General features: G+C 73.4%; 23 protein-coding genes. 11 read left to right on the top strand and 12 right to left on the bottom strand.

What is annotated here, in order from left to right; genetic code table 11:
- The first annotated feature begins 80 nt into the window (after nucleotides 1–80).
- Nucleotides 81–818, top strand: coding sequence for a hypothetical protein (locus Asera_RS09390; RefSeq protein WP_157034833.1), 738 nt, complete (start codon nucleotides 81–83; stop codon nucleotides 816–818).
- Nucleotides 819–843: 25 nt separating this feature from the next.
- Here the strand turns inward: Asera_RS09390 and Asera_RS09385 are convergent, their stop codons facing one another.
- The 3 genes from Asera_RS09385 to Asera_RS09375 form a co-directional block, all read right to left on the bottom strand.
- The gene (locus tag Asera_RS09385) at nucleotides 844–1995 is read right to left on the bottom strand and encodes a type III polyketide synthase (RefSeq protein ID WP_084131625.1); all 1152 of its coding nucleotides are present in this window, start codon (nucleotides 1993–1995) and stop codon (nucleotides 844–846) included.
- On the bottom strand, nucleotides 1989–3161 hold the full coding sequence (locus tag Asera_RS09380; protein WP_030446558.1) for an acyl-CoA dehydrogenase family protein: 1173 nt from the start codon (nucleotides 3159–3161) through the stop codon (nucleotides 1989–1991). The genes Asera_RS09385 and Asera_RS09380 overlap by 7 nt, the downstream gene beginning before the upstream one ends.
- 79 nt (nucleotides 3162–3240) lie before the next feature.
- A complete protein-coding gene (locus tag Asera_RS09375; RefSeq protein WP_030446557.1) occupies nucleotides 3241–4038 on the bottom strand; it encodes a methyltransferase domain-containing protein in 798 nt (265 codons plus the stop codon).
- Nucleotides 4039–4194: 156 nt separating this feature from the next.
- Between Asera_RS09375 and Asera_RS09370 the strand changes: the two genes are divergently transcribed.
- The 4 genes from Asera_RS09370 to disA all read left to right on the top strand — a co-directional run bounded on the left by Asera_RS09370 (nucleotide 4195) and on the right by disA (nucleotide 8714).
- Nucleotides 4195–5061, top strand: a complete 867-nt coding sequence (locus Asera_RS09370; protein WP_342344414.1) for a UbiA family prenyltransferase — start codon at nucleotides 4195–4197, stop codon at nucleotides 5059–5061.
- A gap of 112 nt (nucleotides 5062–5173) precedes the next feature.
- On the top strand, nucleotides 5174–5866 hold the full coding sequence (locus tag Asera_RS09365; RefSeq protein WP_157034832.1) for a copper chaperone PCu(A)C: 693 nt from the start codon (nucleotides 5174–5176) through the stop codon (nucleotides 5864–5866).
- Between the two features lie 85 nt (nucleotides 5867–5951).
- Nucleotides 5952–7424 carry a DNA repair protein RadA gene (gene radA / locus Asera_RS09360; RefSeq protein WP_030446554.1) on the top strand — a complete coding sequence of 491 codons (1473 nt, stop codon included), beginning with the start codon at nucleotides 5952–5954 and terminating at the stop codon, nucleotides 7422–7424.
- 258 nt (nucleotides 7425–7682) lie between these two features.
- Nucleotides 7683–8714, top strand: coding sequence for a DNA integrity scanning diadenylate cyclase DisA (gene disA, locus Asera_RS09355; RefSeq protein WP_244844166.1), 1032 nt, complete (start codon nucleotides 7683–7685; stop codon nucleotides 8712–8714).
- Between the two features lie 49 nt (nucleotides 8715–8763).
- Here the strand turns inward: disA and Asera_RS09350 are convergent, their stop codons facing one another.
- From Asera_RS09350 to sigJ, 3 genes are all read right to left on the bottom strand, one after another.
- The gene (locus tag Asera_RS09350; protein WP_030446552.1) at nucleotides 8764–9477 is read right to left on the bottom strand and encodes a hypothetical protein; all 714 of its coding nucleotides are present in this window, start codon (nucleotides 9475–9477) and stop codon (nucleotides 8764–8766) included.
- Between the two features lie 102 nt (nucleotides 9478–9579).
- Nucleotides 9580–10359, bottom strand: a complete 780-nt coding sequence (locus tag Asera_RS09345) for an SDR family oxidoreductase (protein WP_030446551.1) — start codon at nucleotides 10357–10359, stop codon at nucleotides 9580–9582.
- Nucleotides 10360–10448: 89 nt separating this feature from the next.
- Nucleotides 10449–11369 carry an RNA polymerase sigma factor SigJ gene (sigJ, locus tag Asera_RS09340; RefSeq protein ID WP_030446550.1) on the bottom strand — a complete coding sequence of 307 codons (921 nt, stop codon included), beginning with the start codon at nucleotides 11367–11369 and terminating at the stop codon, nucleotides 10449–10451.
- A 188-nt stretch (nucleotides 11370–11557) separates the two neighbouring features.
- Between sigJ and Asera_RS09335 the strand changes: the two genes are divergently transcribed.
- Nucleotides 11558–12058, top strand: a complete 501-nt coding sequence (locus tag Asera_RS09335; RefSeq protein ID WP_030446549.1) for a carboxymuconolactone decarboxylase family protein — start codon at nucleotides 11558–11560, stop codon at nucleotides 12056–12058.
- 74 nt (nucleotides 12059–12132) lie between these two features.
- Nucleotides 12133–13020, top strand: a complete 888-nt coding sequence (locus Asera_RS09330) for an HhH-GPD family protein (protein ID WP_051802354.1) — start codon at nucleotides 12133–12135, stop codon at nucleotides 13018–13020.
- 7 nt (nucleotides 13021–13027) lie between these two features.
- Here the strand turns inward: Asera_RS09330 and Asera_RS09325 are convergent, their stop codons facing one another.
- A complete protein-coding gene (locus Asera_RS09325) occupies nucleotides 13028–13774 on the bottom strand; it encodes a metallophosphoesterase (RefSeq protein WP_030446547.1) in 747 nt (248 codons plus the stop codon).
- Nucleotides 13775–13865: 91 nt separating this feature from the next.
- On the opposite strand from Asera_RS09325, the gene Asera_RS09320 reads away from it, so the two are divergent.
- Nucleotides 13866–14471: a CGNR zinc finger domain-containing protein gene (locus Asera_RS09320; RefSeq protein WP_030446546.1), complete on the top strand. Its 606-nt coding sequence runs from the start codon at nucleotides 13866–13868 to the stop codon at nucleotides 14469–14471.
- A gap of 148 nt (nucleotides 14472–14619) precedes the next feature.
- Here the strand turns inward: Asera_RS09320 and Asera_RS09315 are convergent, their stop codons facing one another.
- From Asera_RS09315 to lysS, 3 genes are all read right to left on the bottom strand, one after another.
- On the bottom strand, nucleotides 14620–17139 hold the full coding sequence (locus Asera_RS09315) for an ATP-dependent Clp protease ATP-binding subunit (RefSeq protein ID WP_030446545.1): 2520 nt from the start codon (nucleotides 17137–17139) through the stop codon (nucleotides 14620–14622).
- Between the two features lie 528 nt (nucleotides 17140–17667).
- Nucleotides 17668–18024, bottom strand: a complete 357-nt coding sequence (locus Asera_RS09310) for a histone-like nucleoid-structuring protein Lsr2 (protein WP_030446544.1) — start codon at nucleotides 18022–18024, stop codon at nucleotides 17668–17670.
- A 173-nt stretch (nucleotides 18025–18197) separates the two neighbouring features.
- Complete coding sequence (gene lysS / locus Asera_RS09305) at nucleotides 18198–19652, bottom strand: lysine--tRNA ligase (RefSeq protein WP_051802353.1); 1455 nt, start codon at nucleotides 19650–19652, stop codon at nucleotides 18198–18200.
- Between the two features lie 215 nt (nucleotides 19653–19867).
- Here lysS and Asera_RS09300 point away from each other — a divergent pair, with 215 nt between their 5' ends.
- Complete coding sequence (locus tag Asera_RS09300; protein WP_030446542.1) at nucleotides 19868–20596, top strand: class I SAM-dependent methyltransferase; 729 nt, start codon at nucleotides 19868–19870, stop codon at nucleotides 20594–20596.
- 110 nt (nucleotides 20597–20706) lie between these two features.
- Here the strand turns inward: Asera_RS09300 and Asera_RS09295 are convergent, their stop codons facing one another.
- A complete protein-coding gene (locus tag Asera_RS09295; protein ID WP_084131623.1) occupies nucleotides 20707–21345 on the bottom strand; it encodes a TetR/AcrR family transcriptional regulator in 639 nt (212 codons plus the stop codon).
- 112 nt (nucleotides 21346–21457) lie between these two features.
- Here Asera_RS09295 and Asera_RS09290 point away from each other — a divergent pair, with 112 nt between their 5' ends.
- A complete protein-coding gene (locus Asera_RS09290; RefSeq protein ID WP_030446540.1) occupies nucleotides 21458–22630 on the top strand; it encodes an FAD-dependent oxidoreductase in 1173 nt (390 codons plus the stop codon).
- Between the two features lie 60 nt (nucleotides 22631–22690).
- Here Asera_RS09290 and Asera_RS09285 read toward each other — a convergent pair whose 3' ends face one another.
- Nucleotides 22691–23260, bottom strand: coding sequence for a hypothetical protein (locus tag Asera_RS09285; RefSeq protein WP_030446539.1), 570 nt, complete (start codon nucleotides 23258–23260; stop codon nucleotides 22691–22693).
- 80 nt (nucleotides 23261–23340) lie between these two features.
- Here Asera_RS09285 and ilvY point away from each other — a divergent pair, with 80 nt between their 5' ends.
- Entirely contained in the window at nucleotides 23341–24216 is an 876-nt protein-coding gene (gene ilvY / locus Asera_RS09280; RefSeq protein ID WP_030446538.1) for an HTH-type transcriptional activator IlvY, read from the top strand.
- The last annotated feature ends 10 nt before the right edge of the window (nucleotides 24217–24226 follow it).

Raw genomic sequence — 24226 nt, 5'->3', positions numbered from 1 at the left:
ATCCGATCTGGTCCGGCGCCATCCCTGGTGCTCTCCGGCAACGTGAGAGAGAGTGGAGGCAAGCGGCCGAGGAGGCAGCGGTGAGCGGTCAACTTGGTGACGACGACGGCGGCCGCAGGTCGCCGGATCCCGACGGCCTGCCCGGCCTCCCGCCGGAGTGGGGACGCATCGTCATTCCCGATGACGCCGCCGAACTCGACCACGAAGCCGCGAAGGTGCGGCGCGAGCTGCGCCGCGAGGCGCTGCTGCATCGACACGGGCTGCGGCCCGGCCGGCGGATGCACCACCTGATGCTCCCGCTCGTGCTGCTCACCATGGCCGTGCTGGTCGCCACCACCAGCCTGTTCGCCGCCCTGTTCCCGCAGGGCCGGCGCGGCGGCGGCACCCCGAGCAGCAAGGCCACCGCCGTGCAGACCGGTGCGCCGCTGCCCGACCTCACCCTCGCCACCGCCGCGGGCCGGTCGGTCGCCCTGCGCGGCGTGCACCCGGCCGTCGTCCTGGTGCTGCGGCACTGCGCCTGCCGCAGCCTGATCGACGGCACCGCCAAGGCCGCCGGCAGCCAGGTGCGGGTGCTCGTGGTCGGCGCGACCGCACCGCCGACGCTGCCGGCGCTCCCGGCCGGCAGCCGGGTCACCGCGGTGCGCGACCACGGCGGCGAACTCACCGAGGCGGTCGCCGCCGGCCAGCACCGGACGAAGCTCACCGACAGGACCGCCACGGCGCTGCTGGTCGACCAGCACGGCGCGGTGATCGCCACCGTGGCCACCACCGTCGACCCCACCGACTTCGCCGAACGGGTGCCCGCCCTCGCCGGCTGACCGGCCCTGCCTCAACGCCGGCCGGTCAGACGGCGCGCAAGAGCACGGCATACAGGGTCAGGCCCGGGCCGAACGCGAGGGCGACGGTGCGCTCGCCGAGGCGTACCGGCAGCTCCTGGAGCACCGCGAGCACGGTGCCGGACGAGCAGTTGCCGTGCTCCCGCAGCGTCGCGCGGGACGGCTCCAGCGCCGCGTCGGACAGCCCGAGCCGCTCCTGCACCACGTCCAGGATGCGCGGACCGCCCGGATGTACCGCCCAGTGCGCCACGTCGGCGACGGACAGGCCGTGCCGGCGCAGCAGCGTCGCCACCGTGCCCGGCAGCTGCCCGGCCAGCGTGTCCGGAACCCGGGCGGACAGCCCCATCCGGAAGCCGTGGTCGGTGACGTCCCAGGTCATCTGGTCGGACGTGGTCACGTCGGTGACCGCGGCCACGTCCACCACCGCCAGCCCCGGTACCGGCTGGGTCGCCTCGGCCGGCCGCAGCACCGCGGCCACCGCCGCGTCGGAGAACAGCGCGTGCGCCACCACCTGGGACAGGTCCCGGGTCGCCGGCTGCAGGTGCAGCGAGGTCAGTTCGACGCACAGCAGGACGGCGGGACGGCGGTGCACGGTGACGAAGTCGGCGACCGTGGCCAGGCCGGGCAGCGCCGCGTAGCAGCCCATGTGGCCGATCAGCAGCCGCTGTACGTCGTCGCGCAGGCCGAGGTCCGCGGCGAGCCGGATGTCCACCCCCGGCGTCACGTAGCCGGTGCACGACACCACCGCGAGCAGGCCCGGATCGTGTACCGACAGGCCGGCGTCGGCAAGCGCCGCGGTCACCGCCGACCGGCCGAGCGGCAGCGCCTCGGTCAGGTACCGCCGCATCCGGTCACCGGTGCCGGCCGGGGAGATGTCCTCGACCAGCGGGTTGACGGCCGCATGGCGCCGCTGCACGCCGGCGTGCGCGAAGATCCGGCCGGCACCGCGCACGTCCCGGTAGTGCTGGGCGAAGAAGTCGGTCCACAGCGTCGACTGGTCCACCGCCGGTGGGAAGGCCGCGGCCAGCCCGGCCAGTACCGGCACGACCGCCGCGCCCTCGCCGCCGTCGCGCCCGGCCGCGGACGCCAGCGTGGCCAGCGGCGTCGCCGCGGTCCGGCTCGGCGCCCGCGGGGTCGACACCGCGTCCGGGCTCACCATCGAGGGGCCGTCCCGGCGGCGTTCGGGTCGCCGCCGAGGGCGGCGACGCCGAGCCAGTCCGCGCACACGTCGCTGGTCGCCGGCTGGAGCGCGCCGCACCGGGCGTCCCGGTACAGCCGTTCCAGCGGCTGGCCGCGGCGGGAGGCGCCGGCGCCGGCCGCCTCCAGCAGATCGCTCGCCACCCGCGCCGCGGTGTCCCCGGCAAGCAGCTTGGCCCGCCACACCCAGCGGTTGGTCTCCGGCGCGCCCGGATCGTCGTCGACCCGGCGGGCGGCCTCGAGTACCGCGAGGCGGGTCGCGGCGACGCTGGCCTCGGCGCGGCCGATCCGGGCCCGTACCGCGGGGAGCGTGGCCAGGTTCCGACCTTCCACATAGGACACTGCGGCGTCCACGGCGGCCTGCGCGACCCCGACGTACACCGCGGCGTAGCTCGCCACCAGCCACTGCGGCATCACCTGGGCGACCAGGAGGGCCAGCCCCTCCACGCCGCCGAGGAGGGCGTCGGCCGGTACCCGTACCGACAGGTGCAGGTCGTGGCTCGCGGTGGCGCGCATGCCGAGCACGTCCCAGTTCGGCGCGACCCGGACGCCGTCGCCGGCCGGTACCAGGAACTGGGAGATCTTGTCCGGCTCGGCCGACGAGCGGGCCGCCACCAGGTAGCCGGCGGCGCCCTCGGCGCCGGAGACGAAGCACTTGTGGCCGTCGATGACGAACCCGTTGCCGTCCGCGCGGTAGGTGCTGGTCAGTTCGGACAGCCGGGAGCCGGCCCGGGGTTCGCTCATCGCCACCGCGTAGCGGGCGCCGTCGCGCACCGTGGCGGTCAGGATCGCGTCCCGGGCGGCGAAGTACGCGTCGGTCGCGCCGAGCGCGCGGGCCAGCTCGTCCGGGGTCTGCGCCAGCGCGCCGGTGACCGAGGCGTGCATGTTGTAGATCAGCGCGGTCGCGCCGTTGCCGCGGCCCAGCTCCATCGCCACCCGTGCGTAGTCGGCGAACCCGGCGCCGGCACCACCCAGCCGCGGCGGCACCATCAGCCCGAGCAGGCCGGCGTCCCGCAGCGCGGCGAGGTCCGCGGCCGGCAGCGCGCCGTCCACGTCGTACCCGGCCGCCCGCGCGGCGAAGTCCGGCACCAGCGCGGCGGCCGCCGCCACCGCCCGGTCCGGTGTCAGCGGCTGCTCCTCGGTCACCTCACGCGTACTGGTCACGTCGCCTCCCTCTGGCGCCGGTCGGGCCGCCGATGCCTGCTTCTCACGGTGTCTCACCCGGCGGCCGGCCGCGGCGCCGGCCGCGAAACTGGTAGAGCAGCGCCGACGAACCACCGGCCCGCATGGTCACCGGCCCGCGCCCGGTCGCGACGAACCGCAGCAGCCCGGGTACGCCCGGCCGCAGCCCGCGTACCTGCAGGTCCACCCCGTGCGCGCGGGCCGCGGTGCGCAGCAGCCCGGGCGGTACGAACAGGTCCGGGTCGTGGATGCCGGCCGCGATCACCGGCCGGAACCGCAGCCGGCCCCCCGGGCCACGCGGCAGCACGACCCCCGGTATCCGCTCACCCAGCGTGACGAGGATCAGCCGGGCCACCATCGTCGCGTTGATCGTGTCGCCGACCAGCAGCCCGCCCGGCCGCAGCAGCCGTGCCGCCTCGGCGATCACCCGGGCCGGGTCGGCCACGTGTTCCAGCAGCTCACCGGCCACCACCACGTCGGCGCAGCCGGACGCGAGCGGCACCCGGTACGCGTCGCCGGCGAGCGGCGTCACCCCGTGTTCCCGGGCCACCCGCAGCGAGGTGGCGACGGGGTCGACGCCGACGTGCCGGTACCCGCGACCGGCCAGCCACGGCGCGAGCAGCCCACCGCCGCAGCCCAGGTCGACCAGTACCGCGCCGGGCCGGGGCGCCGGCGGTACCAGCCGGGCCCGCGCCTCGGCCAGCCAGCTCAGCGAGGCGAACACGCCGCCCGGGCGCCACCACTCGTCCCGCAGCCGCTCGTACTGGGACAGCTCGTTGCGGCCCCGGTGCCGGCCCGGCGCCCGATCGACGGTGCGCACCATCGCGGTCACCTCCCGACCCTGTCACACGAACGGGATGCTCGGGTGGTTCATCGGGGTACGCCGCGTGCCAGCCCGGCGTGCCACGCCGCAGCGGTACGCGCGGGGACCGGACGAGGACGGGCAGACTGGCCGTATGCGGATGCGGAGTCTTGCCTGGTGAGCGTGCGGCGACCGGACGAGCCGGCGACGACCGGCGGCGGTCCGGCGCGGGTGCGGCGAACCGTGCTGGGGCTCGTCCGCGGCTGCCACCCGGAGCCTGTGGCGGCGGTCACACTGGTGGCGACCGTGCTGTCGGTCGCGGTCGGCCGCGGCGCCGCCGGTACGGCGTCGGTGGCCGCCGCGGTGGTCACCGGCCAGCTCTCCGTCGGCTGGGCGAACGACTGGCTGGACGCGGCCCGCGACCTCGCCGCCGGCCGCCGGGACAAGCCGGTGGTGACCGGGCTGGTCACGCCGGCCACGCTGCGCGCGTCGGCGGTCGCCGCGGCGGCGGCGACGGTACCGCTGTCGCTGCTGTCCGGGTGGCTGGCCGGCGCGGTGCACCTCGCCGCGGTCGGCTGCGCCTGGCTGTACGACCGGCCGCTGAAGGCCACGCCCGCCTCGGTGCTGCCCTACCTCGCCTCGTTCGCCCTGTTGCCGGCGTTCGTGCTGCTCGGCGCGGGTGTCGCGGTGCCGTGGTGGCTGTGCGCCGCGGGCGCCGCCCTCGGCGGCGGGGCGCACTTCTTCAACACGCTGCCCGACCTGGCGGCCGACCGCGCCGCCGGCATCGCGGGACTGCCGCACCGGCTCGGCGCCCGGACCGCCTGGTGGGTCGGCGCGGCGCTGCTGCTGGCCGCCTCCGGCCTGCTCGCCTACGGCGTACGGGGTTGGTACGGCCCGGCCGGGTTCGCGGTGGCGCTCGCCGCGCTCGTGGTCGGCGCCGTCGCCGGACGCCGGCCGGGCTCCCGCGCCACCTTCCGGGTGGTGCTCGTGGTCGCCCTGGTCGACGTCGCCCTGCTGGTACTCGCCGGCGCCGCCACCGGCTGACCCGTCGAGCCGGTCGCCCGCCCCGATCGGCACCTCTCCGCACGTACCGGTACGGCCGGCATTAGGCTGTCCGATGGCCTACCTGGGCATTGCAGCAAGGAGGATCGGCACCGTGAGCCGCAGTGTTGTGTCGTCTCGATCGCCTCGGCTGCGTCGGTTCACCCGACGCGGCGCGCTCGCGCTGGTTGCCGGGGTGGGTGCCGCCGCGGTGCTCGCCGGCTGCGGTGCCGGACAGATCTCCGAGACCGCGAAGATCCAGCCCGCCGTGCAGGGCGCGAACGCCCAGTCCGACTCCGGCACCATCGCGCTGCGCGACCTCACCGTGCTGTTCCGCGGCGACGGCGACGCGACGTACACCGCGGGCCAGGACGCCCCGCTGGTGACCCGGATCGCCAACTCGGGAGCCGACGACGACGTGCTGACCTCGGTGAGCACCAACGCGGCCGAGTCCGTCGTCTTCGTCGACAGCTCCGCCTCGGCCTCCGCGTCGCCGTCCGGCAGCGCGTCCCCGTCGGGTACCGCATCGCCGTCCGGCAGCGCCTCGCCGACGCCGAACGACCAGCCGCCCGGCCCGGACCGGTTCGACCTCAAGGTGGCGTCCCAGGACCTGCTGACGCTCCTGCCGGACCAGGGCAAATACCTCGAGCTGTACAAGGTGCGCCGGGACCTGCGGCCGGGCCAGACGGTGCGCCTGGTGTTCCACTTCCAGAAGGCCGGCGACATCCAGATCGACGTGCCGATGGCACCGCCGGAGAAGGTCACCGAGCGCTCCCCGGCGGGCGTCGAGCACCCCGAAGAGGGCTGAGCCGAACCGGTACGAGTGCCGCGGCATCGCGCCTGCCGGGCGCGGCGCCGCGGCACTGTCGTACCCGGGGCATAGCGTTTCGGCCGTGACTTCCCGAAGCTCCGGCACTCGACCCGGTTCCGCCTCACGCGGTGCGGCGGTCCGCACCGTCCGCCCCGCGTACCACTGCGACGCGTGCGGGTTCGCGGTGCCGAAATGGGTGGGCCGCTGCCCCGACTGCGGCAGCTGGGGCTCGGTCGTCGAGGCGGCGCCGGCCGCGGCCGCACCGGCGGCCATGCCGGCACTCGCCGCGCGCGCCCCGTCCGTGCCGGCCAGCCCGATCGGCACGGTCGATCTGGAGGAGGCGGCGCACCGGCCGACCGGCGTCGGCGAGCTCGACCGGGTGCTCGGTGGCGGCCTGGTGCCGGGTTCGGTGGTGCTGCTCGCCGGCGAGCCCGGCGTCGGCAAGTCGACGCTGCTGCTGGAGGTGGCCTACCGCTGGTGTGCCAGCGCGCCGGCGCAGCCCGCGGCCACCCCGTCGCTGGTGGTCAGCGGCGAGGAGTCGGCGGCGCAGGTGCGGCTGCGGGCCGAGCGCACCGGTGCGGTGCACGACAGCCTGTTCCTCGCCACCGAGACCGACCTGGCGAACGTGCTCGGCCACATCGACACGGTCAAGCCGGGCCTGCTCATCCTCGACTCGGTGCAGACCATCGCCTCCCCGGAGGTGGACGGTTCGGCCGGCGGGGTGACCCAGGTCCGGGCGGTCACCGCGGCGCTGGTCGCGGTGGCCAAGGAGCGCGGCATCGCCACCGTGCTGGTCGGCCACGTGACGAAGGACGGCGCGATCGCCGGGCCCCGGGTGCTGGAGCACCTGGTCGACGTGGTGCTGCACTTCGAGGGCGACCGGCACTCGACGTTGCGGCTGGTCCGCGCGGTGAAGAACCGGTTCGGTGCGGCAGACGAGGTCGGCTGCTTCGAGATGCACGACGGCGGCATCCGCGGCCTGGCCGACCCGTCCGGGCTGTTCCTGTCCCGGCATGCCGACCCGGTGCCGGGCACCTGCGTGACGGTGACGGTGGAGGGCCGCCGGCCGCTGCTCACCGAGGTGCAGGCGCTGGTGGCGCCGTCGGTGCTGCCGTCGCCGCGGCGCGCGGTGTCCGGGCTCGACTCGGCCCGGGTGGCGATGGCGCTCGCGGTGCTGGAACGCCGCTGCAAGGTGCGGCTGCACGACCGGGAGGTGTTCGCCGCGACGGTCGGCGGGGTGCGGGTGACCGAGCCGTCGGCCGACCTCGCGGTGAGTCTGGCGGTGGCGTCGGCGTCCCGCGACTTCCCGCTGCCGGCCGACCTGGTCGCGATCGGCGAGGTCGGGCTCGCCGGCGAGGTGCGGCCGGTCTCGGCGGTGCCGCGGCGGCTGTCCGAGGCGGCCCGGCTGGGCTTCACCCGGGCGCTGGTGCCGGTCGGCTGCGGGCCGGCCGCGACCGGGGTCGACGCGCCGGCCGGGCTGTCGGTCACCGAGGTGCCCGACCTGGGCGCGGCGCTGCGCGCGGTGGCCGACGCCACTCGGGAATCGCGCGACTGACCCCGCCCGGTTCATACCGGTACCGACGGCATTGCCTTCGCCTGCTCGCGGCCGACCGGAGCCGTGCACATCGCTTCGGACACGAAGCGTGAGCGAGTGATCGTCGGGGCGGTGATGGCATGCCCCGGATTCCCTACACTGTGCCGGGCGGGGTGGCCCGTGACCGGGGCGGGGCGGCCCCGGTTCTCCGGCGGTGATCGAAGGAGCGGCGAGGTGCCAATCGACCGGGATGATCCGCTGCGCGCGACGCTCGCGCTGATGGCGCCGGGCACCGCACTGCGGGAGGGCCTGGAGCGGATCCTGCGCGGCAACACCGGGGCGCTGATCGTGCTCGGGTACGACCGGGCCGTCGACGTGCTGTGCACCGGGGGTTTCCCGCTGGACGTCGAGTTCTCCGCGACCCGGCTGCGCGAGCTGTGCAAGATGGACGGCGCGGTCATCCTCACCAACGACTGCTCACGCATCGTGCAGGCCGCGGTGCACCTGATGCCCGATCCGTCGATCCCGACCGAGGAGTCCGGCACCCGGCACCGCACCGCGGAGCGGGTGGCCCGGCAGACCGGGTACCCGGTGATCTCGGTGAGCCAGTCGATGCACATCATCAGCCTGTACGTGACCGGGCAGCGGCACGTGCTGGACGACTCGGCGGCGATCCTGTCCCGGGCGAACCAGGCGCTCGCCACCCTGGAGCGGTACAAGGCGCGACTGGACGAGGTGTCCGGCACGCTGTCCGCGCTGGAGATCGAGGACCTGGTCACGGTGCGGGACGCGATGGCCGTGGTGCAGCGGTTGGAGATGGTGCGCCGGATCGCCGACGAGATCGAGGGGTACGTGATCGAGCTCGGCACCGACGGCCGGCTGCTGGCGCTGCAGCTCGACGAGCTGATGGCCGGCGTGGACGAGGACCGCGCCCTGGTCATCCGCGACTACTTCCCGCCGGGGCGGATCCCGCCGGAGGTGCACGAGGTGCTGGCGCAGCTCGACGAGCTGTCCGCGACCGAGCTGCTGGACCTGACCGCGGTCGCCAAGGCGCTCAGCTACCCGGCGACCACCGAGGCGCTGGAGGCGGCGATCAGCCCGCTGGGGTTCCGGCTGCTGGCGAAGGTGCCGCGGCTGCCGTCCCCGGTGGTCGACCGGCTGGTCGGCCACTTCGGGGGGCTGCAGCGGCTGCTCGGCGCCACCGTGGAGGACCTGCAGGCCGTCGACGGCGTCGGCGACAGCCGCGCCCGCACCGTCCGCGAGGGCCTCTCCCGCCTCGCCGAGGCCTCCATCCTGGAACGCTACGTCTGACGGCCCCTTGCTGTGCGGAACCGCAGCTCGACTGGGCCGAGTGAGGCGGTCAGGTGACGGTCAGCGGGAAGGGCTTGGCGTGCTTGGTGCCGACCCGGCCGTCCAGCGAGTAGGAGCCGCGGGACAGGGCGTGCCGGGCCGTCTTGCAGCCCTTGCTCGCCGTGCGGCCGTCCCACACCAACCGGTACGTGACGTGCACGCCCGGGTCGAACCGGCGGACGTCGGAGCCGTGGTTGGCGTCGCAGTAGTCCGACGACCAGACCGTCGTGTCGCCGTGCTTGACGTACAGCTCCTGCTGGTCGGCGCCGATGTCGCGGGTGCACGCCTTGCGCGAGCCGTTCCCGATGGTCAGGTACAGCGCCGGGGTCGAACCGGCCGGCATGGTGCGCGGGTCCACCCGTACCGAGACGGTCAGCGCGTCGTCGCTGCAGTGCCCGGCGGGTTCGTCGTCGTCGGCCGGCGGTGGTACGGCGGAGGCGTCGACCGGCGCGCCGTCGCCGCTGCCTGCGGTCGGCGTGGGGCTCGCCGAGGCGCTGCCAGTGGGCGACGGGTCACCGGTCACCGGGCCGGTCGCCGTTCCGGAGCCGGACCCGGGGCGCGACGAGTGCTTCGCTCCGGCCGCGTGCGGGCCGGACGACGTCTTGGGCGCCCCCGGGCTGCACGCCCACACGGTGAGCACGACCACCAGCGCCACGCCGGCCAGCACGACCACCCGCCGTCGCCAGTAGACGGCGGGTGGGAGCGGGCCAACCGTCATCCGCATGCTCGAACACGTTAGCGACGACGTCGGCGAAAGCCGGTAGGCGCGCCGGATCGACGGCCGCCGATCACCCGCGTCACACGTGGTGTGCGGGCACCGGACCGGTCAGTACGCGCTGCTGATGGTGCCGTCCGACTGGCGCAACCGCTCCAGGTACTCGGCGAACGTGACGCGCCCGTCGGGGTGGTCCGGCGTCAGGTGCGCGCCGCCCCGGAACGCCGCCATGGTGCGCCCCGGCAGCCGTACCGGCATCCGCAGCACGCGCCGCTGCAGTCCGGCGACCGACAGGTACGTGCGCATCAGGTCGGGCAGCGCGGTCACCTCCGGCCCGCCCATGTCCGGCACCCGCCCGGCCGGCTCACCGAGCACCAGGTCGGCCATCCGGTCGGCCACGTCGCCGACGTCGACCGGCTGCACCGTCAGGTTCGGTACCAGGGCGATCGGCGGGCGCGCGATCGGCCGCAGGAAGCGCAACACCAGGTCGTGGAACTGGGTGGCGCGCAGCACCGTCCACGGCGCGCCGGACTGCGCGATGGCCAGTTCCGAGTTGAGCTTGGCCCGGTAGTAGGCGAACGGGATCTCGTCCACGCCGACGATCGAGATGTAGGTCAGCGGCCGCTCGCCGCGCTCGGCGAGCAGCCGCCGGGTCTGCGCCACGTCGCGCTCGGGATGTCGGTAGTCGGCGCTGGTCGCGCAGTGCGCGATCGCGTCCACCCCGTCGAGAGCCTGGGCCAGCCCGGTGCCGCTCTCCAGGTCGCCGCGGACCGAACCGGTCGGCAGCCCCTCGCGCCGGCTGAGCACCCGTACCTCGGCGCGTTCCTTGAGCCGCTCGACCAGTGCCCGGCCGAGCACACCCGTACCGCCTGTCACCAACACTCGTGTCATGACCATCCGACGGTACGCCGGCCGGAAACGTGACGTGCCACGATCGGCGCAGATCGGGTTTCGGCGGATATGCGGTGAAGGTTACGTTTCTACGCCCAGTCGGCGCGGAGCTTCTCCGGGTTACGTACCGCCCAGATCCGGCTGATCCGGTCGCCGGTGACCTCGACCGCGGCCACCACGACCAGGTCGTCGCCGCGCCGCGCCACCAGGCCCGGCCGGCCGTTCACGGTGCGTTCCAGCAGCGTCGTGCGCGGACCGGGGCCGACGAAGCGCAGCAGGTACCGGACGATCCGGTCCCCACCGTGGATCGGACGCAGGGCCGCATGCACCAGCCCGCCGCCGTCCACCACGACGGTGGCGTCCGGATCGAGCAGGCCCAACAGCGCGTCGATGTCCTGCGCCTCCCAGGCCCGGCGGAAGTCCCGGACCACCCGCTGGCGCACCGCGCCGTCCGGCGCCGCCGCGGGCTGCGCCGCCCGGATCCGGCGCCGCGCCGAGGTGGCCAGCTGCCGGCACGCCGCCTCGCTGCGGCCGACGATCCCCGCCACGTCGGCGAACCGGTACCCGAAGACGTCGTGCAGGATCAGCGCGACCCGCTCGGCCGGCGTCATCGAGTCCAGGACGACCAGGAACGCCATCGTGATCGACTCGTCCAGGGTGACCCGGTCGGCCGGATCGTCGGGCGGGCCCGCCACCGGGCCACCGAGCGGCGTCCCGTCGCCCGGCACCGGCTCGGGAATCCACTCGCCGACGTAGCGCTCCCGCCGGGCGCGCGCCGAGCCGAGCACGTCGAGGCAGATCCGGCTGGCCACCGTGGTCAACCAGCCGCCCGGCGACACGATCTGCGCCCGCTGCTCCGCGGACAGCCGGTACCAGCGCAGGTACGTCTCCTGCACGACGTCTTCGGCGTCGGCGAGCGAGCCCAACAGCCGGTACGCGAGGTTCATCAGCGCGCGCCGCTCGCCGACGACCGCCGCCAGGCCCGGATCGTCCACAAACCCCGTGTCCATCCACCCACCGTCCCTCTCGTACCCCGACTCCCCCACCGGTTCGACGAAACAGCACGCCCGGTCGTGACGCCACCGTCCGGCGGGCACATCACAGCGCCGGGCCGCCTCACGTTCGGCAGCCGCGCGTCGTCGAAGGGGCGAGGCATCGGGACGACCGACGCCCGTTCGGACGAGAGGAACCACGCGAGATGACCACGAGCACCGAACCAGCCGCCGCCACCTCCCGGCTGCCCGACCCGGCCCGGTACTTCCCGGAGCTGGGCGCCGTGTCGACCGCGCTGGCCAAGGCGGCCCGCAACGGCGCCGTGCCCCGGGCGACGATCGGCCTGGTACAGCTGCGGGCCGGCCAGATCGTCGGCAGCACCTACCACACGGTGCGGCAGACGGACCTGCTGCGCAAGGCGGGGGAGCCGGAGGAGCGCATCACCGCGGTCGCCTCGTGGCGGGACGCACCGTACTTCACCGACGCCGAGCGGGTCGCGTTGGAGCTGGTGGAGGCGGTACTCGTGCCGAACCCGACCGGCCGGCGGGTCGACGACGAGCTGTACGCCCGGGCCGCCGCGCACTACGACGAGCGGGCGCTGTGGACGCTCACCCTGGTGATCGGCCAGATCTGCCTGTTCATCCCGGTCGCGTTGATCGCCCAGCCGATCCCCGGCACCCCGATCGGCAAGAACTACCGCGCATAACGCGGCTCGGCACCGAGCGCCTCGTCCCGGCGGTACCGGGGTCTGCCGGGGCGGTGTGGCAGGATCGGGCGACGATGGACGGCTCGGTACTCCAGCGGCGGTTGGCCGCGCTCGTCGGCGACTGGTACGCCGAACACGCCCGCGAGCTGCCCTGGCGGGCGCCGGACGTGTCCGCCTGGGCGGTGCTGGTCAGCGAGATCATGCTGCAGCAGACCCCGGTGCACCGGGTACTGCCGGTGTGGCGGGAGTGGCTGGCCCGCTGGCCCACCCCGCAGGACCTGGCCGTCGAGCCGGCGGCCGAGGTGATCCGGGCCTGGGGCCGGCTGGGCTACCCGCGTCGCGCGCTGCGGCTGCACGAGTGCGCGAAGGCGCTGGTGGAGCGGCACGGCGGCGAGGTGCCGCGGGAGGTCGAGGCGCTGCTGGCGCTGCCCGGCATCGGTTCGTACACGGCGCGGGCGGTCGCCGTGTTCGCCTACGGCGACCGGCACCCGGTGGTGGACACCAACGTCCGCCGGTTCGTCGCCCGGGCCGTGACGGCGCTCGCCGACGCCGGCCCGCCTCGTACGGTGGCCGACCTAGCCGCGGTGGAGGAGCTGCTGCCGGCCGACCCGGCCGATGCGGCCCGCGCCTCGATCGCGTTCATGGAGCTCGGCGCGCTGATCTGCACCGCCCGCGCCCCGCGCTGCGCGGACTGCCCGGTGTACGCCGAGTGCGGCTGGCAGCGCGCCGGCCGCCCGGCGGCGACCGGACCGGCCCGCAAGGTCCAGAAGTTCGCCGGCACCGACCGGCAGGTGCGTGGCCTGCTGATGGCGGTGCTGCGGGAGGCCACCGCGCCGGTGCCGCGCGCCGCGCTCGACGCGGTGTGGCAGGACGGTACCCAGCGCGAGCGGGCGCTGGCCGGCCTGCTCGACGACGGCCTGGTGCACCGCCTCCCCGGCGACCGCTACGCCCTGCCGTCCTGACCGGCGGCTACACCACCACCCGGTAGTGCGTGGTGAGCAGCCCGGCGTCGTCGTACACGTGGAACGCGACGCCCGGCGGCTGGCTCTGTGTGACCAGCGGTCCGTCGCCCTCCCACGGCATCCGCAGCGTGGACACCACGCCGGGCGCGATCCGCAGCGGCCGGCCGGCGAACGTACTCGCGGCGGCGGTGTGGAAGTGGCCGGTCAGCACCGCGACGACCTGCGGATGCGCGGCCACCAGCGCGGCGAGCGGGTCGGCGTCCAGCAACCGGGTCGGATCGATGACCGGATGGTGCAGGACGACCGGCGGATGGTGGAACGCCACGAAGGTCGGCGTGGCCGCCGGGATCGAGTCGAGTTCGGTGGCGAGCCAGTCCAGCGTCTCCGCGTCGAGCCGCCCGGCGTCCTCGCCGGGGATCGACGAGTCGGCGACCAGGAACACCGCGCCGGCGACGTCGTGCCGCGCGTTGATCGGCCCGGTCGCGCCGCTGTCGTCGCCGAGCAGCCCCTTCCGGTACGCGGCCCGGACGTCGTGGTTGCCCGGGGAGACGAGGACCGGCAGCGGCGAGTCGAACAGCCTGGCCGCCAGCTCGTACTCGGCGACCTCGCCGTGGTCGGCGATGTCCCCGGTGACCAGGATCGCGTCCACCTGCCGCGGCAGTTCGTGCAGGTAGTCGAACACCCGGGCGGTCCGCTCGGCGGAGCGTGGATGGCTGTCCAGGTGGGTGTCACTGACGTGTGCGATGAGCAACACGGGCTCTCCTCCTAATGCCTTGATTCAGATCAAGCATTAGGCACGCTAGAGTGAGCCGGTCCGACTCCGCAACCGGGAAGGGACGAGATCGATGTCGTCCGAGCAGGTGGTCCGGCTGTCCCTGGCCCTGTCCGGCACGCTCCGGCACGACGGGGCCGGCGGGGTCGCCGACGACCTCGCCGACGTTCCCGGCCTGGCGTCCTGGCTGCGGGCGGAGGCCGAGCCGCTCCGCTCGTACCTCGGTGGCATCGGTGCCGCCGACGAGCCGACCCGGGCCGCCGTCGTGTCCGTGCGGCTGGCGATGCGCAGCCTGTTCGCCGAGGCCGTACGGCCCGAGCCGCCGAGCCGCGCGGACGCGCACGCGCTGCTGCCGTCGCCTGTGGCGCTGGACCGGCTCAACCTGGCCGCCGCCGCGGTCCCCGTACACCCGGTACTCGGCTGGCCGGACGCGGCGGCGCCGACCGTCGCCTGGCGCGGCGAACCGGACGACGAGCGGTCCCGCCTGGCCGCCGGCCTTGCCCGCGCGGCCATCGAGTTCCTGTCCGGCCCGAACCTCGATCAGCTCCGGGCCTGCCAGGCACCGCGTTGCGTGCGCTACTTCGTCCGCAGCAGCCCCCGCCAGCAGTGGTGCCGGCCGTCCTGCGGCAACCGCGCCCGGGTCGCCCGGCACTACCAGCGACACGCCGGCACCGCCTGACCTCCGTCGGCACCACCGGCCATACCCGGACGCCGGCACCACCGGCCATACCCGGACGCCGGCACCACCGGCCACGCCCGGACGCCGACCCCGAAACGACACTGGCCCCGGACCGTGCGGTCCGGGGCCAGTGCGGTGTTGCCTGCTGCTATTCGGCGTCGCCGGTGCTCAGGTCGGCGGGCACCGCGTCCGGCACCTCGGCCGGCTTGGTGGTGCCGCGGAAGACCAGGTGCGACTTGTCGATGTCGGCCGGGTCGCCCTCGACGTCCACCACCACGATCTGGCCCGGGGTGATCTCGTTGAACAGGATGCGCTCGGACAGCGCGTCCTCGATCTCCCGCTGGATCGTGCGGCGCAACGGCCGAGCGCCCAGGACCGGGTCGAAGCCCTTCTTCGCCAGGAACCGCTTGGCCCCGTCGGTGAGCTCCATGCCCATGTCCTTGTTGCGCAGCTGCGTCTCGATCCGGGCGATCATGATGTCCACGATCTCCAGGATGTTGTCCTCGGACAGCTGGTGGAACACGACCGTGTCGTCGATCCGGTTGAGGAACTCCGGCCGGAAGTGCTTCTTCAGCTCGTCCTGGACCTTCAGCTTCATCCGCTCGTAGTTGCTGTCCGAGTCGTTCGACTGGGAGAAGCCCAGCGAGACCGCCTTGGCCACGTCCCTGGTGCCCAGGTTGGTGGTCAGGATGATCACCGTGTTCTTGAAGTCCACGATGCGGCCCTGGCCGTCGGTCAGCCGACCGTCTTCCAGGATCTGCAGCAGCGTGTTGAACACGTCCGGGTGTGCCTTCTCGATCTCGTCGAACAGCACCACCGAGAACGGCTTGCGCCGCACCTTCTCGGTCAGCTGGCCGCCCTCGTCGTACCCGACGTAGCCGGGAGGCGCGCCGACCAGGCGGGACACCGTGTACCGGTCGTGGAACTCGCTCATGTCCAGCTGGATGATCGAGTCTTCCGAGCCGAACAGGAACTCGGCCAGCGCCTTGGACAGCTCGCTCTTCCCGACGCCGGACGGGCCGGCGAAGATGAACGAACCGGACGGCCGCTTCGGGTCCTTCAGGCCGGACCGGGTGCGCCGGATCGCCTGCGAGACCGACTTGACCGCGTCCTCCTGGCCGACGACCCGCTTGTGCAGCTCGTCCTCCATCCGCAGCAGCCGGGAGGTCTCCTCCTCGGTGAGCTTGTAGACCGGGATGCCCGTCCAGTTGGCCAGCACGTCGGCGATCTGCTCGTCGTCGACCTCGCTGACCACGTCCAGGTCGCCGGACTTCCACTCCTTCTCGCGCTGCGACTTCTGGTTCAGCAGCTGCTTCTCCGAGTCGCGCAGCTGCGCGGCCCGCTCGAAGTCCTGCGCGTCGATCGCGGATTCCTTGTCCTTGCGGACCTGGGCGATCTTCTCGTCGAACTCGCGCAGGTCCGGCGGCGCGGTCATCCGGCGGATGCGCATCCGGGCGCCGGCCTCGTCGATCAGGTCGATCGCCTTGTCCGGCAGGTAGCGGTCCGAGATGTACCGGTCGGCGAGAGTCGCCGCGGCCACCAGCGCCTTGTCGGTGATCGAGATGCGGTGGTGCGCCTCGTACTTGTCGCGCAGGCCCTTGAGCATCTCGATGGTGTGCGCCAGCGACGGCTCGTCCACCTGGATCGGCTGGAACCGGCGCTCCAGCGCCGCGTCCTTCTCCAGGTACTTCCGGTACTCGTCGAGCGTGGTCGCGCCGATGGTCTGCAGCTCGCCGCGGGCCAGCATCGGCTTCAGGATGCTGGCGGCGTCGATCGCGCCCTCGGCGGCACCCGCACCCACCAGGGTGTGGATCTCGTCGATGAACAGGATGATGTCGCCGCGGGAGCGGATCTCCTTCAGGACCTTGCGCAGCCGCTCCTCGAAGTCACCGCGGTAGCGCGAGCCGGCCACCAGGGCGCCCAGGTCGAGCGTGTAGAGCTGCTTGTCCTTCAGGGTCTCGGGCACCTCGCCCTTGACGACCTTCTGGGCCAGGCCCTCGACCACGGCGGTCTTGCCGACGCCGGGCTCGCCGATCAGCACCGGGTTGTTCTTGGTGCGGCGGGAGAGGACCTGCATGATCCGCTCGATTTCCTTCTCCCGGCCGATGACCGGGTCGAGCTTCGCCTCCCGGGCGGCCTGGGTCAGGTTGCGGCCGAACTGGTCGAGCACCAGCGAGGTGGACGGGGTGGCCTCACCGGTCGCGCCGGCACCGGCGGCCTCCTTGCCGCCCTGGTAGCCGGACAGCAGCTGGATGACCTGCTGCCGCACCCGGTTGAGGTCGGCGCCCAGCTTGACCAGCACCTGGGCCGCGACGCCCTCGCCCTCGCGGATCAGGCCGAGCAGGATGTGCTCGGTGCCGATGTAGTTGTGGCCGAGCTGCAGCGCCTCGCGCAGCGACAGCTCCAGCACCTTCTTGGCGCGCGGGGTGAACGGGATGTGCCCGCTCGGCGCCTGCTGGCCCTGGCCGATGATCTCCTCGACCTGCTGGCGGACGCCTTCGAGGGAGATGCCGAGGCTCTCCAGCGCCTTGGCCGCAACGCCCTCACCCTCGTGGATGAGCCCGAGCAGGATGTGCTCGGTACCGATGTAGTTGTGGTTGAGCATCCGGGCCTCTTCTTGGGCCAGGACGACAACGCGACGGGCGCGGTCGGTGAACCTCTCGAACATTCCTTCGTGCTCCTCACGTGCTCGTGTCCCGGTTGCGGTCCTCGGTCACCCGGTTGTGAGCCTTGCCGGCGAACCCGCTGCCGAGTTCTCCGCCAAGCCACGAGCACCTGCTGGTGTCCGTGTCATCACTCTATCGCTGGCGGCTGACCTTCTCCTGACGGCGGCGGGCGCCCAACCCCCCGCCAAACCAACCACGGGACACAGCCGGTCGGCCGTGACTGTGCCGGTGTGCAGGACCTTTGAGTCAACCAGGCGCAGGGCCGGGCTGTTCCACCCCGCCACGGCTGTACGCCAAGAGCGAAATCGGCGCGTCGTCGACGGCGCCGGGAACCTGCCCGGCGCGACCCGTTCACCCGGTCGCGGCCGGCCCGGACGGTCGCCCGGCCGTCCCGCGACGGTGGTCGACATCACCGTTCGAATGCGTCTCAGAACACCAGGTGATCACCGGCTCGGCGGCCCGGCCGGAACAGCACGCGGCCCGGACACCCGTCGGTGTCCGGGCCGCGGCCCAGCTGCGGTCGGGTCGACTCAGCGACCCGCCTCCGCGTGGTAACGCTCCACGATGTCGGCGGAAATGCGTCCGCGATCGGAGATATCCAGGCCTTTACGCTTTGCCCACTCGCGGATGGCGCGATTCTGCTCGCGGTCGCTGGCCGCCGAGGAGGTGCCTCGATTTCGCGGCGCGGCGCCACCGCGGGCCACGCCACCGCGACCGAGCTTGCGCGCCTTCTCGACGTACGTCGCGAGCGCGTCACGCAGGCCCTGGGCATTGGAATCGGAAAGGTCGATCTCGTAGTTCATACCGTCCAGACCGAACTTCACGGTCTCCGCGGCTTCCCCGCCGTCCAGGTCGTCGACGAGGAGGACCTGTACCTTCTGCGCCACAGCGCGATCCCTTCTGGTGGTCGATTGCCGAGCTCGGGGAAAACAATAACTCATCGGCCCGACGAATACCCGGGCGGGGAAAAACCAAGAGATAATTGAGCCACCGCCGATGCTGCTTTACCCCGCACCGGCACACGATGACCGGTTCGGCGGGCAGTACCGTGACCGGCCGACTACTCCGGGCGGACAAGCGGGAACAGGATGGTTTCCCGGATGCCGAGACCGGTGAGCGCCATCAACAGCCGGTCAATCCCCATTCCGACCCCGCCGGTCGGCGGCATGCCGTATTCGAGAGCGCGCAGGAAGTCCTCGTCCAGCTGCATCGCCTCGGCGTCACCGCCGGCCGCGAGCAGCGACTGCGCGGTCAACCGTTCCCGCTGGACGACCGGGTCGACCAGCTCCGAGTAGCCGGTGCCGAGCTCGAATCCCTGCACGTACAGATCCCACTTCTCGACCACCCCGGGGATGCTGCGGTGCGGTCGCACCAACGGTGACGTCTCGACCGGATAGTCGCGCACGAACGTCGGTTCGACGAGCCGGTCGGCGACCAACTCGTCGAACAGCTCCTCGGCGAGCTTCCCGGCGCCCCAGGCCGGGTCCACCGCAATTTCGTGCGCCTGCGCGTACGCCACCAGCTTCGCGTGCTCGGTGGCCGGTGTCACCTCTTCGCCGAGCGCGTCGGACAGCGCCCCGTACATGCTGATCCGGCGCCATTCCCCGCCGAGATCGAACTGACTGCCATCCTGATGGGTGACCATCGTGCTGCCGTGCACCGCAAGGGCGGCGCGCACCACGAGCTCCTGGGTCAGATCGGCCACCGTGTCATAGTTCCCATAAGCCTCATAGAACTCCAGCATGGCGAACTCCGGCGAGTGCGAGGAGTCGACGCCTTCGTTCCGGAAGTTGCGGTTGATCTCGAAGACCTTCTCGATTCCACCGACCGCCGCGCGCTTGAGATAGAGCTCCGGCGCGATCCGTAGATACAGATCGATATCGAGCGCATTCGAATGGGTGACAAACGGTCGCGCGGTCGCTCCACCGTGCAACGGCTGCAGCATCGGCGTCTCGACCTCGACGAAACCCCGCTCGTGCAACGTATCGCGCAGGCTGCGCACCACGTTCGCCCGGGTCCGTACCGTCTGCCGGGCCTCCGGGCGCATGATGAGGTCGACGTAGCGCTGCCGGACCCGCGCCTCCTCCGACATCGGCTTGTGCGCCACCGGCAGCGGCCGCAGCGCCTTCGAGGTGATCTCCCAGCGGCTCGCGAACACCGACAGCTCGCCGCGCCGGCTGGTGATCACCTCACCCTCGATGCCGACGTGGTCGCCCAGGTCGACCAGGCGCTTCCACTCGTCCAGCGACTCCTTGCCCACCTCGGCGGCGGACAGCATCGCCTGCAGCTCGGTACCGTCACCGGCGCGCAGCGTGGCGAAGCACAGCTTGCCGGTGTTGCGGATGAAGATCACCCGGCCGGTGACCGCGACCGTGTCCCCGGTCGTGGTGTCCGGCGGCAGGTCGCCGTACTTGTCGCGCACCTCGGCGAGGGTCGCGGTGCGGGGGAAACCCAGCCGGTACGGCTCGACGCCGTCGGAGAGCATCTTGGCCCGCTTCTCCCGCCGGACCCGCATCTGCTCGGGAAGCTCGTCCTGCTCGTCTGCGTTGCGCGGCTCGTCGGTACTCACGGCAACTCTCTGTTCGCTGGGTCGGTGACACGCAACGCTCAGCGTAACGAGTCGCCCCGGCGCCGCCGGCGAGCGGTCGGTGTGCAGGCCTCGTGCGGAAACGGTGGCGATCCCCGGCGGCGGCTCGGCGCCGTCGCACCGCGTCGGTAGCGTGGCCCGGCATGGAGCCCGAGAAGCGCGACAGACACCGGTTGTCCTTCGGCCCCGCCGCCGATCTGTACGACGAGGTACGCCCGTCCTATCCGGCCGAGGCGATCGACTGGATGCTCGGCCCGGCATCGCGGAAGGTGGTCGACCTCGGCGCCGGAACCGGCATCTTCACCCGGCAGCTGGTCGCCGCCGGGCACGACGTGCTCGCGGTCGAACCCGACCCCGGGATGCGCGCCAAGCTCGCCGCCCGACTGCCCGGGGTGGCGACCCCCGCCGGCTCCGCCGAGTCCGTACCGCTGCCGGACGCCAGCGTCGACGCCGTGGTGGCGGCCCAGTCGTACCACTGGTTCGATCCTGCGGTGGCGCACCCGGAGATCGCCCGGTTGCTGGCGCCCGGCGGGGTGTTCGCGCCGATCTGGAACCACCGGGACAACGAGGTCGACTGGGTCGCGCGGCTGACCGAGATCGTCGGCAGCGAGGCGGTGGTCCCGCCGGAGCTGCCGGACGAGCTGTTCGAGCCGATGCAGCGGGCCGACTTCCGGCACGAGGTGCCGTCCTCACCCGACCTGCTCGTCGCGCTGATCCGCTCCCGCTCGTACTACCTGACCTCGGCGCCGGCGGAGCGGGACCGGCTGGAGTCGGAGGTGCGGCAGCTGTGCGCCACGCACCCCGACCTGCGCGGCCGGGACCGCTTCCCGATGCCGTACCTGACGTCCGCGTTCCGCACCGCCCGCCGCTGATCCGCGGCGCCGCCCGCGCAGCACAGACTGGCCGGCGGCGCCCGCTTGCGGGTAGACGGCGAGGGCGTCAGCCGACGGTTTGTCCGCCTCCGGGTAGACGGCGAGGGACGTCAGCCGGCGGTGTCCGCGCGTGGGTCGGCGGCGGTGTCCGGCGGGTCGGTGGCGGTGTCCGGCGGCGGGTCGGCGACCGCGGCGGTGAGGGCGAGGGTGGCGCGCCGGGCGGCGGCGAGCACGTCGGCCGGTTCGACGCCAGCCGGGGCGGCGAGCAGCGCCGCCCGGACGGTGTCGAACGTCATCCGCAGCAGGATCCGGCCCTGCGGGTCGGTGTGCTCGCCGGCGAGCAGGTCGATCAGCCGGTCGATCCCACCGACCACGTCGGTGCCGTGGCCGGTGATCCGCCGCATGACCGGCTGGTTGGCGTGTGCGAGTCGCATCGTCGCGAGGTGTTCCGGGGTGGTACCGGCGAGCCAGCGCAGCGCGGTCCGGCGCGCCAGGTCGGGCCCGCGCGGCTGGTCGCGCACCCAGTCGATCAGCTCGTCCAGGTCGCGGCGGCGCTGTTCGACCAGGCTGGCGAGGATCTCCTCCTTGTTGCGGAAGTGGTAGTAGAGCGACGACTTGGTCAGGCCGAGCGCCTCGGTCAGGTCGCGGGTCGAGGTCGCCTCGTAGCCCTTCTCGGTGAACAGCTGTCGCGCGACCCGCTGGATCTGCGCGCGGGTGTCGGCGCCGCTGCGCCGTTCGCGTCCGGTCATGACCCTCCTCTCACGGGGTCCCAGTGTAGTTGCTTACCGAGCGCCCGTTCAGTTACGGTCCAACTTACCGAGCGACCAGTCAGGATGGTCGCGTCGTCGAAGGAGGAGCGCCATGAACACCACACCCCGCATCGCGATCGTCGGCGCCGGCCCGGCCGGCCTGATGTGCGCCCGGGTCCTGCACAACCACGACATCCCCGCGACCGTCTACGACGCCGACACGTCGCTGACCTCGCGAGACGCCGGTGGGAGCCTCGATTTGCACGCCGACACCGGGCAGATCGCGCTCGCCGACGCCGGCCTGCTGGAGGCGTTCACCGCCGTCGCCCGGTACGAGGACCAGGCGAAGCGGCGGGTCGACCAGCACGGCACCGAGCTCGCCGCGTTCGTCCCGGACGCCGACGACGACGCGGCCCCGGAGATCGACCGCGGGCAGCTGCGCCGCTTGCTCGCCGGCAGCGTGCCCGCCGGTACCGTCCACTTCGGACACCGGGTGGTCGGCGTCGACGCGGTCGACGGCGGGTACCGGCTGCGCTTCGCGGACGGTGGCCACGCCGCGGCCGATCTCGTGATCGGCGCCGACGGCACCTGGTCCCGGGTCCGGCCGCTGGTCAGCGACGCCGCCCCGGCGTACACCGGGGTGTCGTTCGTCGAGGTGCGGTTCGACGACGTGGAAGCGCGGCACCCGGAGATCGCCGCACTGGTCGGCACCGGTCACCTGTTCGCGAACGACGGCGCCGGGCGGGCCATCGTCGCGCAACGCAACAGCGGCGGCCAGATCCGCTGCTACCTCAGCATGCGCATCGAGGCCGACTGGCCCCGGCGGGCCGGGCTCGACCCGAGCGACGCCGCGGCGATCCGGCGCTACCTGCTCGACGCGTACGGCGGCTGGGGCGCGCGGTTCCGGCCACTGCTGACCGACACCGACGGCCGGTACCTGCACCGGCCGATCCACGCGCTGCCGGCGGGGCTCACCTGGCCGCACCGGCCCGGCGTCACGCTGGTCGGCGACGCGGCGCACGTGATGCCACCGCTCGGCGGCTGGGGCGCGAACCTCGCGCTGCTGGACGCCGCCGAGCTGGCCACCGCGATCGCGACGCAGCCGGCCGACGCCGCGCTCGCCGGGTACGAGAAGCGGATGTGGGCGCGGTCCGCACCGCTTGCCGCGGCCGCGAACGAGGGCCTGACCCGCTTCGCCGGCGCCGCTGACCACATCCCGGACCACCGGGCCGAGCACCAGCGGTACCAGCGAGACGCCGCCGCCTACCGCGCGGCCCGCGCCTGACCGCGCGGCCCGCGCCTGACCGCGCGCCGCGGGCCCGGGCGGGCGTGGCGCGGTGGCGGGTCAGACGGAGATGTCGACCGGCGGGCGGAGCGGGGCGAGCCGCGCGAGTACCCCGTGCACCGGATGATCGGCGAACGCCGCGAGCGGTGCGGGATCGAGCGGCTCGATGCCGTCGGCGGCCGGGAACGCGAGCTGATCGAGGGCCGCCGCGAACCGCGGACCCCATTTCCGCGCGCCGAGCCGGGCGGTCATCGAGCAGTTGTCGACCATGTAGGAGACGTCGCGGGCCCGCATGTACGGCAGCAACGAGTCGACCGCCTCGATGACCGACTCGTTGACGATCTCGGACCAGGCATGCCCGTGTTCGGCGAGGACGTCGATCTGCGCGACCATCGCGGCCACGAACACTCCGACCGTGACGCCGATCCCGGTACCGGCCAGCGAGTCGCGCAGGTTCAGCGCCTGGGCGCGACCCTGCGGACCCCACCCGAGCACCCCGATCCGGCGTACCCCGGCGAGCGCGGCCGGCAGCCGGCCGAACAGGTGCCGGCCGCCGCGGACGATGCTCTCGGTGGTGCCGGCAAGTTCGATCGTCTCGACGTCGAAGACGTCGGAGGTGAACGTGGTCATGGCGCAGTTCTAGGTCGCCGGGATAGCTTGCAGCAAGCGCAACTATCGCATCGGATCGTTTCAGGAACCGGAACGCCTTCATGGACGCCCATCGTGACCTGCGGCTCTACCTGCATCTCGGGCACACGCTCAACTTCGGCCGGACCTCCGCGGAGTGCCACGTCAGCCCCGCCACGCTGACCCGGGTGATCCAGCGGTTGGAGGTACAGGCCGGCGAACGGCTGCTCGACCGCGGCCCGCGCGGCGTCGCGCTGACCGCGGCGGGGCACCGGTTCCAGCGCTACGCGCGGGACGCGTTGCGGCTGTGGGACGAGTACCGGGAGCCCGCCGGCGACAGCGACGAGCTGACCGGCCGGGTCACCCTGTTCGCCTCGGTGACCGCCTGCCAGACGCTGCTGCCGGACCTCCTGGCACCGTTCCGGGCCGCCCACCCGCAGGTCGAGTTGGAGCTGCGCACCGGCGCCGCGGCCGAGGCGATCGCCCGGGTCGACGACGGGTCGGTGGACCTCGCGGTCGCCGCGCTGCCGGACCGGATCCCGGCGTCGCTGATCAGCCGGCCGCTGACCGAGACGCCGCTGGTGTTCGTCACGGCTCTCGGCCCGGCCGCACCGCGCCGGATCACCGCCGGTACCCCGCTGGTTCTACCGCGGAGCGGACTCGCCCGCACCGCGGCGGACCGCTGGTTGCGCCGGCGCGACAGCCCGCCCACCCGGGTGTCCTTCGTGGACAGCCACGAGGCGCTGCTGGCGCTCGTCGCGCTCGGCTGCGGCGTCGGGGTCGTCCCTCGGCTGGTGCTGTCGAGCAGCGCGCTCGCCGACCGGCTGACCGAGGTTCCGGCGCGGCCGCCGCTGGCGCCGTTCCGGATCGGGCCGTGCGTGCGCCGCGACCACCTGCGTACGCCGCTCGTCGCGGCCCTGTGGTCGACGGTCACCGCGACGGCCGGGCCGGGCCGCTGACGCGGTCCGG

Origin of the sequence: Actinocatenispora sera, from assembly GCF_018324685.1 — a bacterium.
Classification (GTDB): domain Bacteria; phylum Actinomycetota; class Actinomycetes; order Mycobacteriales; family Micromonosporaceae; genus Actinocatenispora; species Actinocatenispora sera.
The sequence above is the reverse complement of the archived record's forward strand: the minus strand, read 5'-3'. Positions and strand labels throughout refer to the sequence as shown.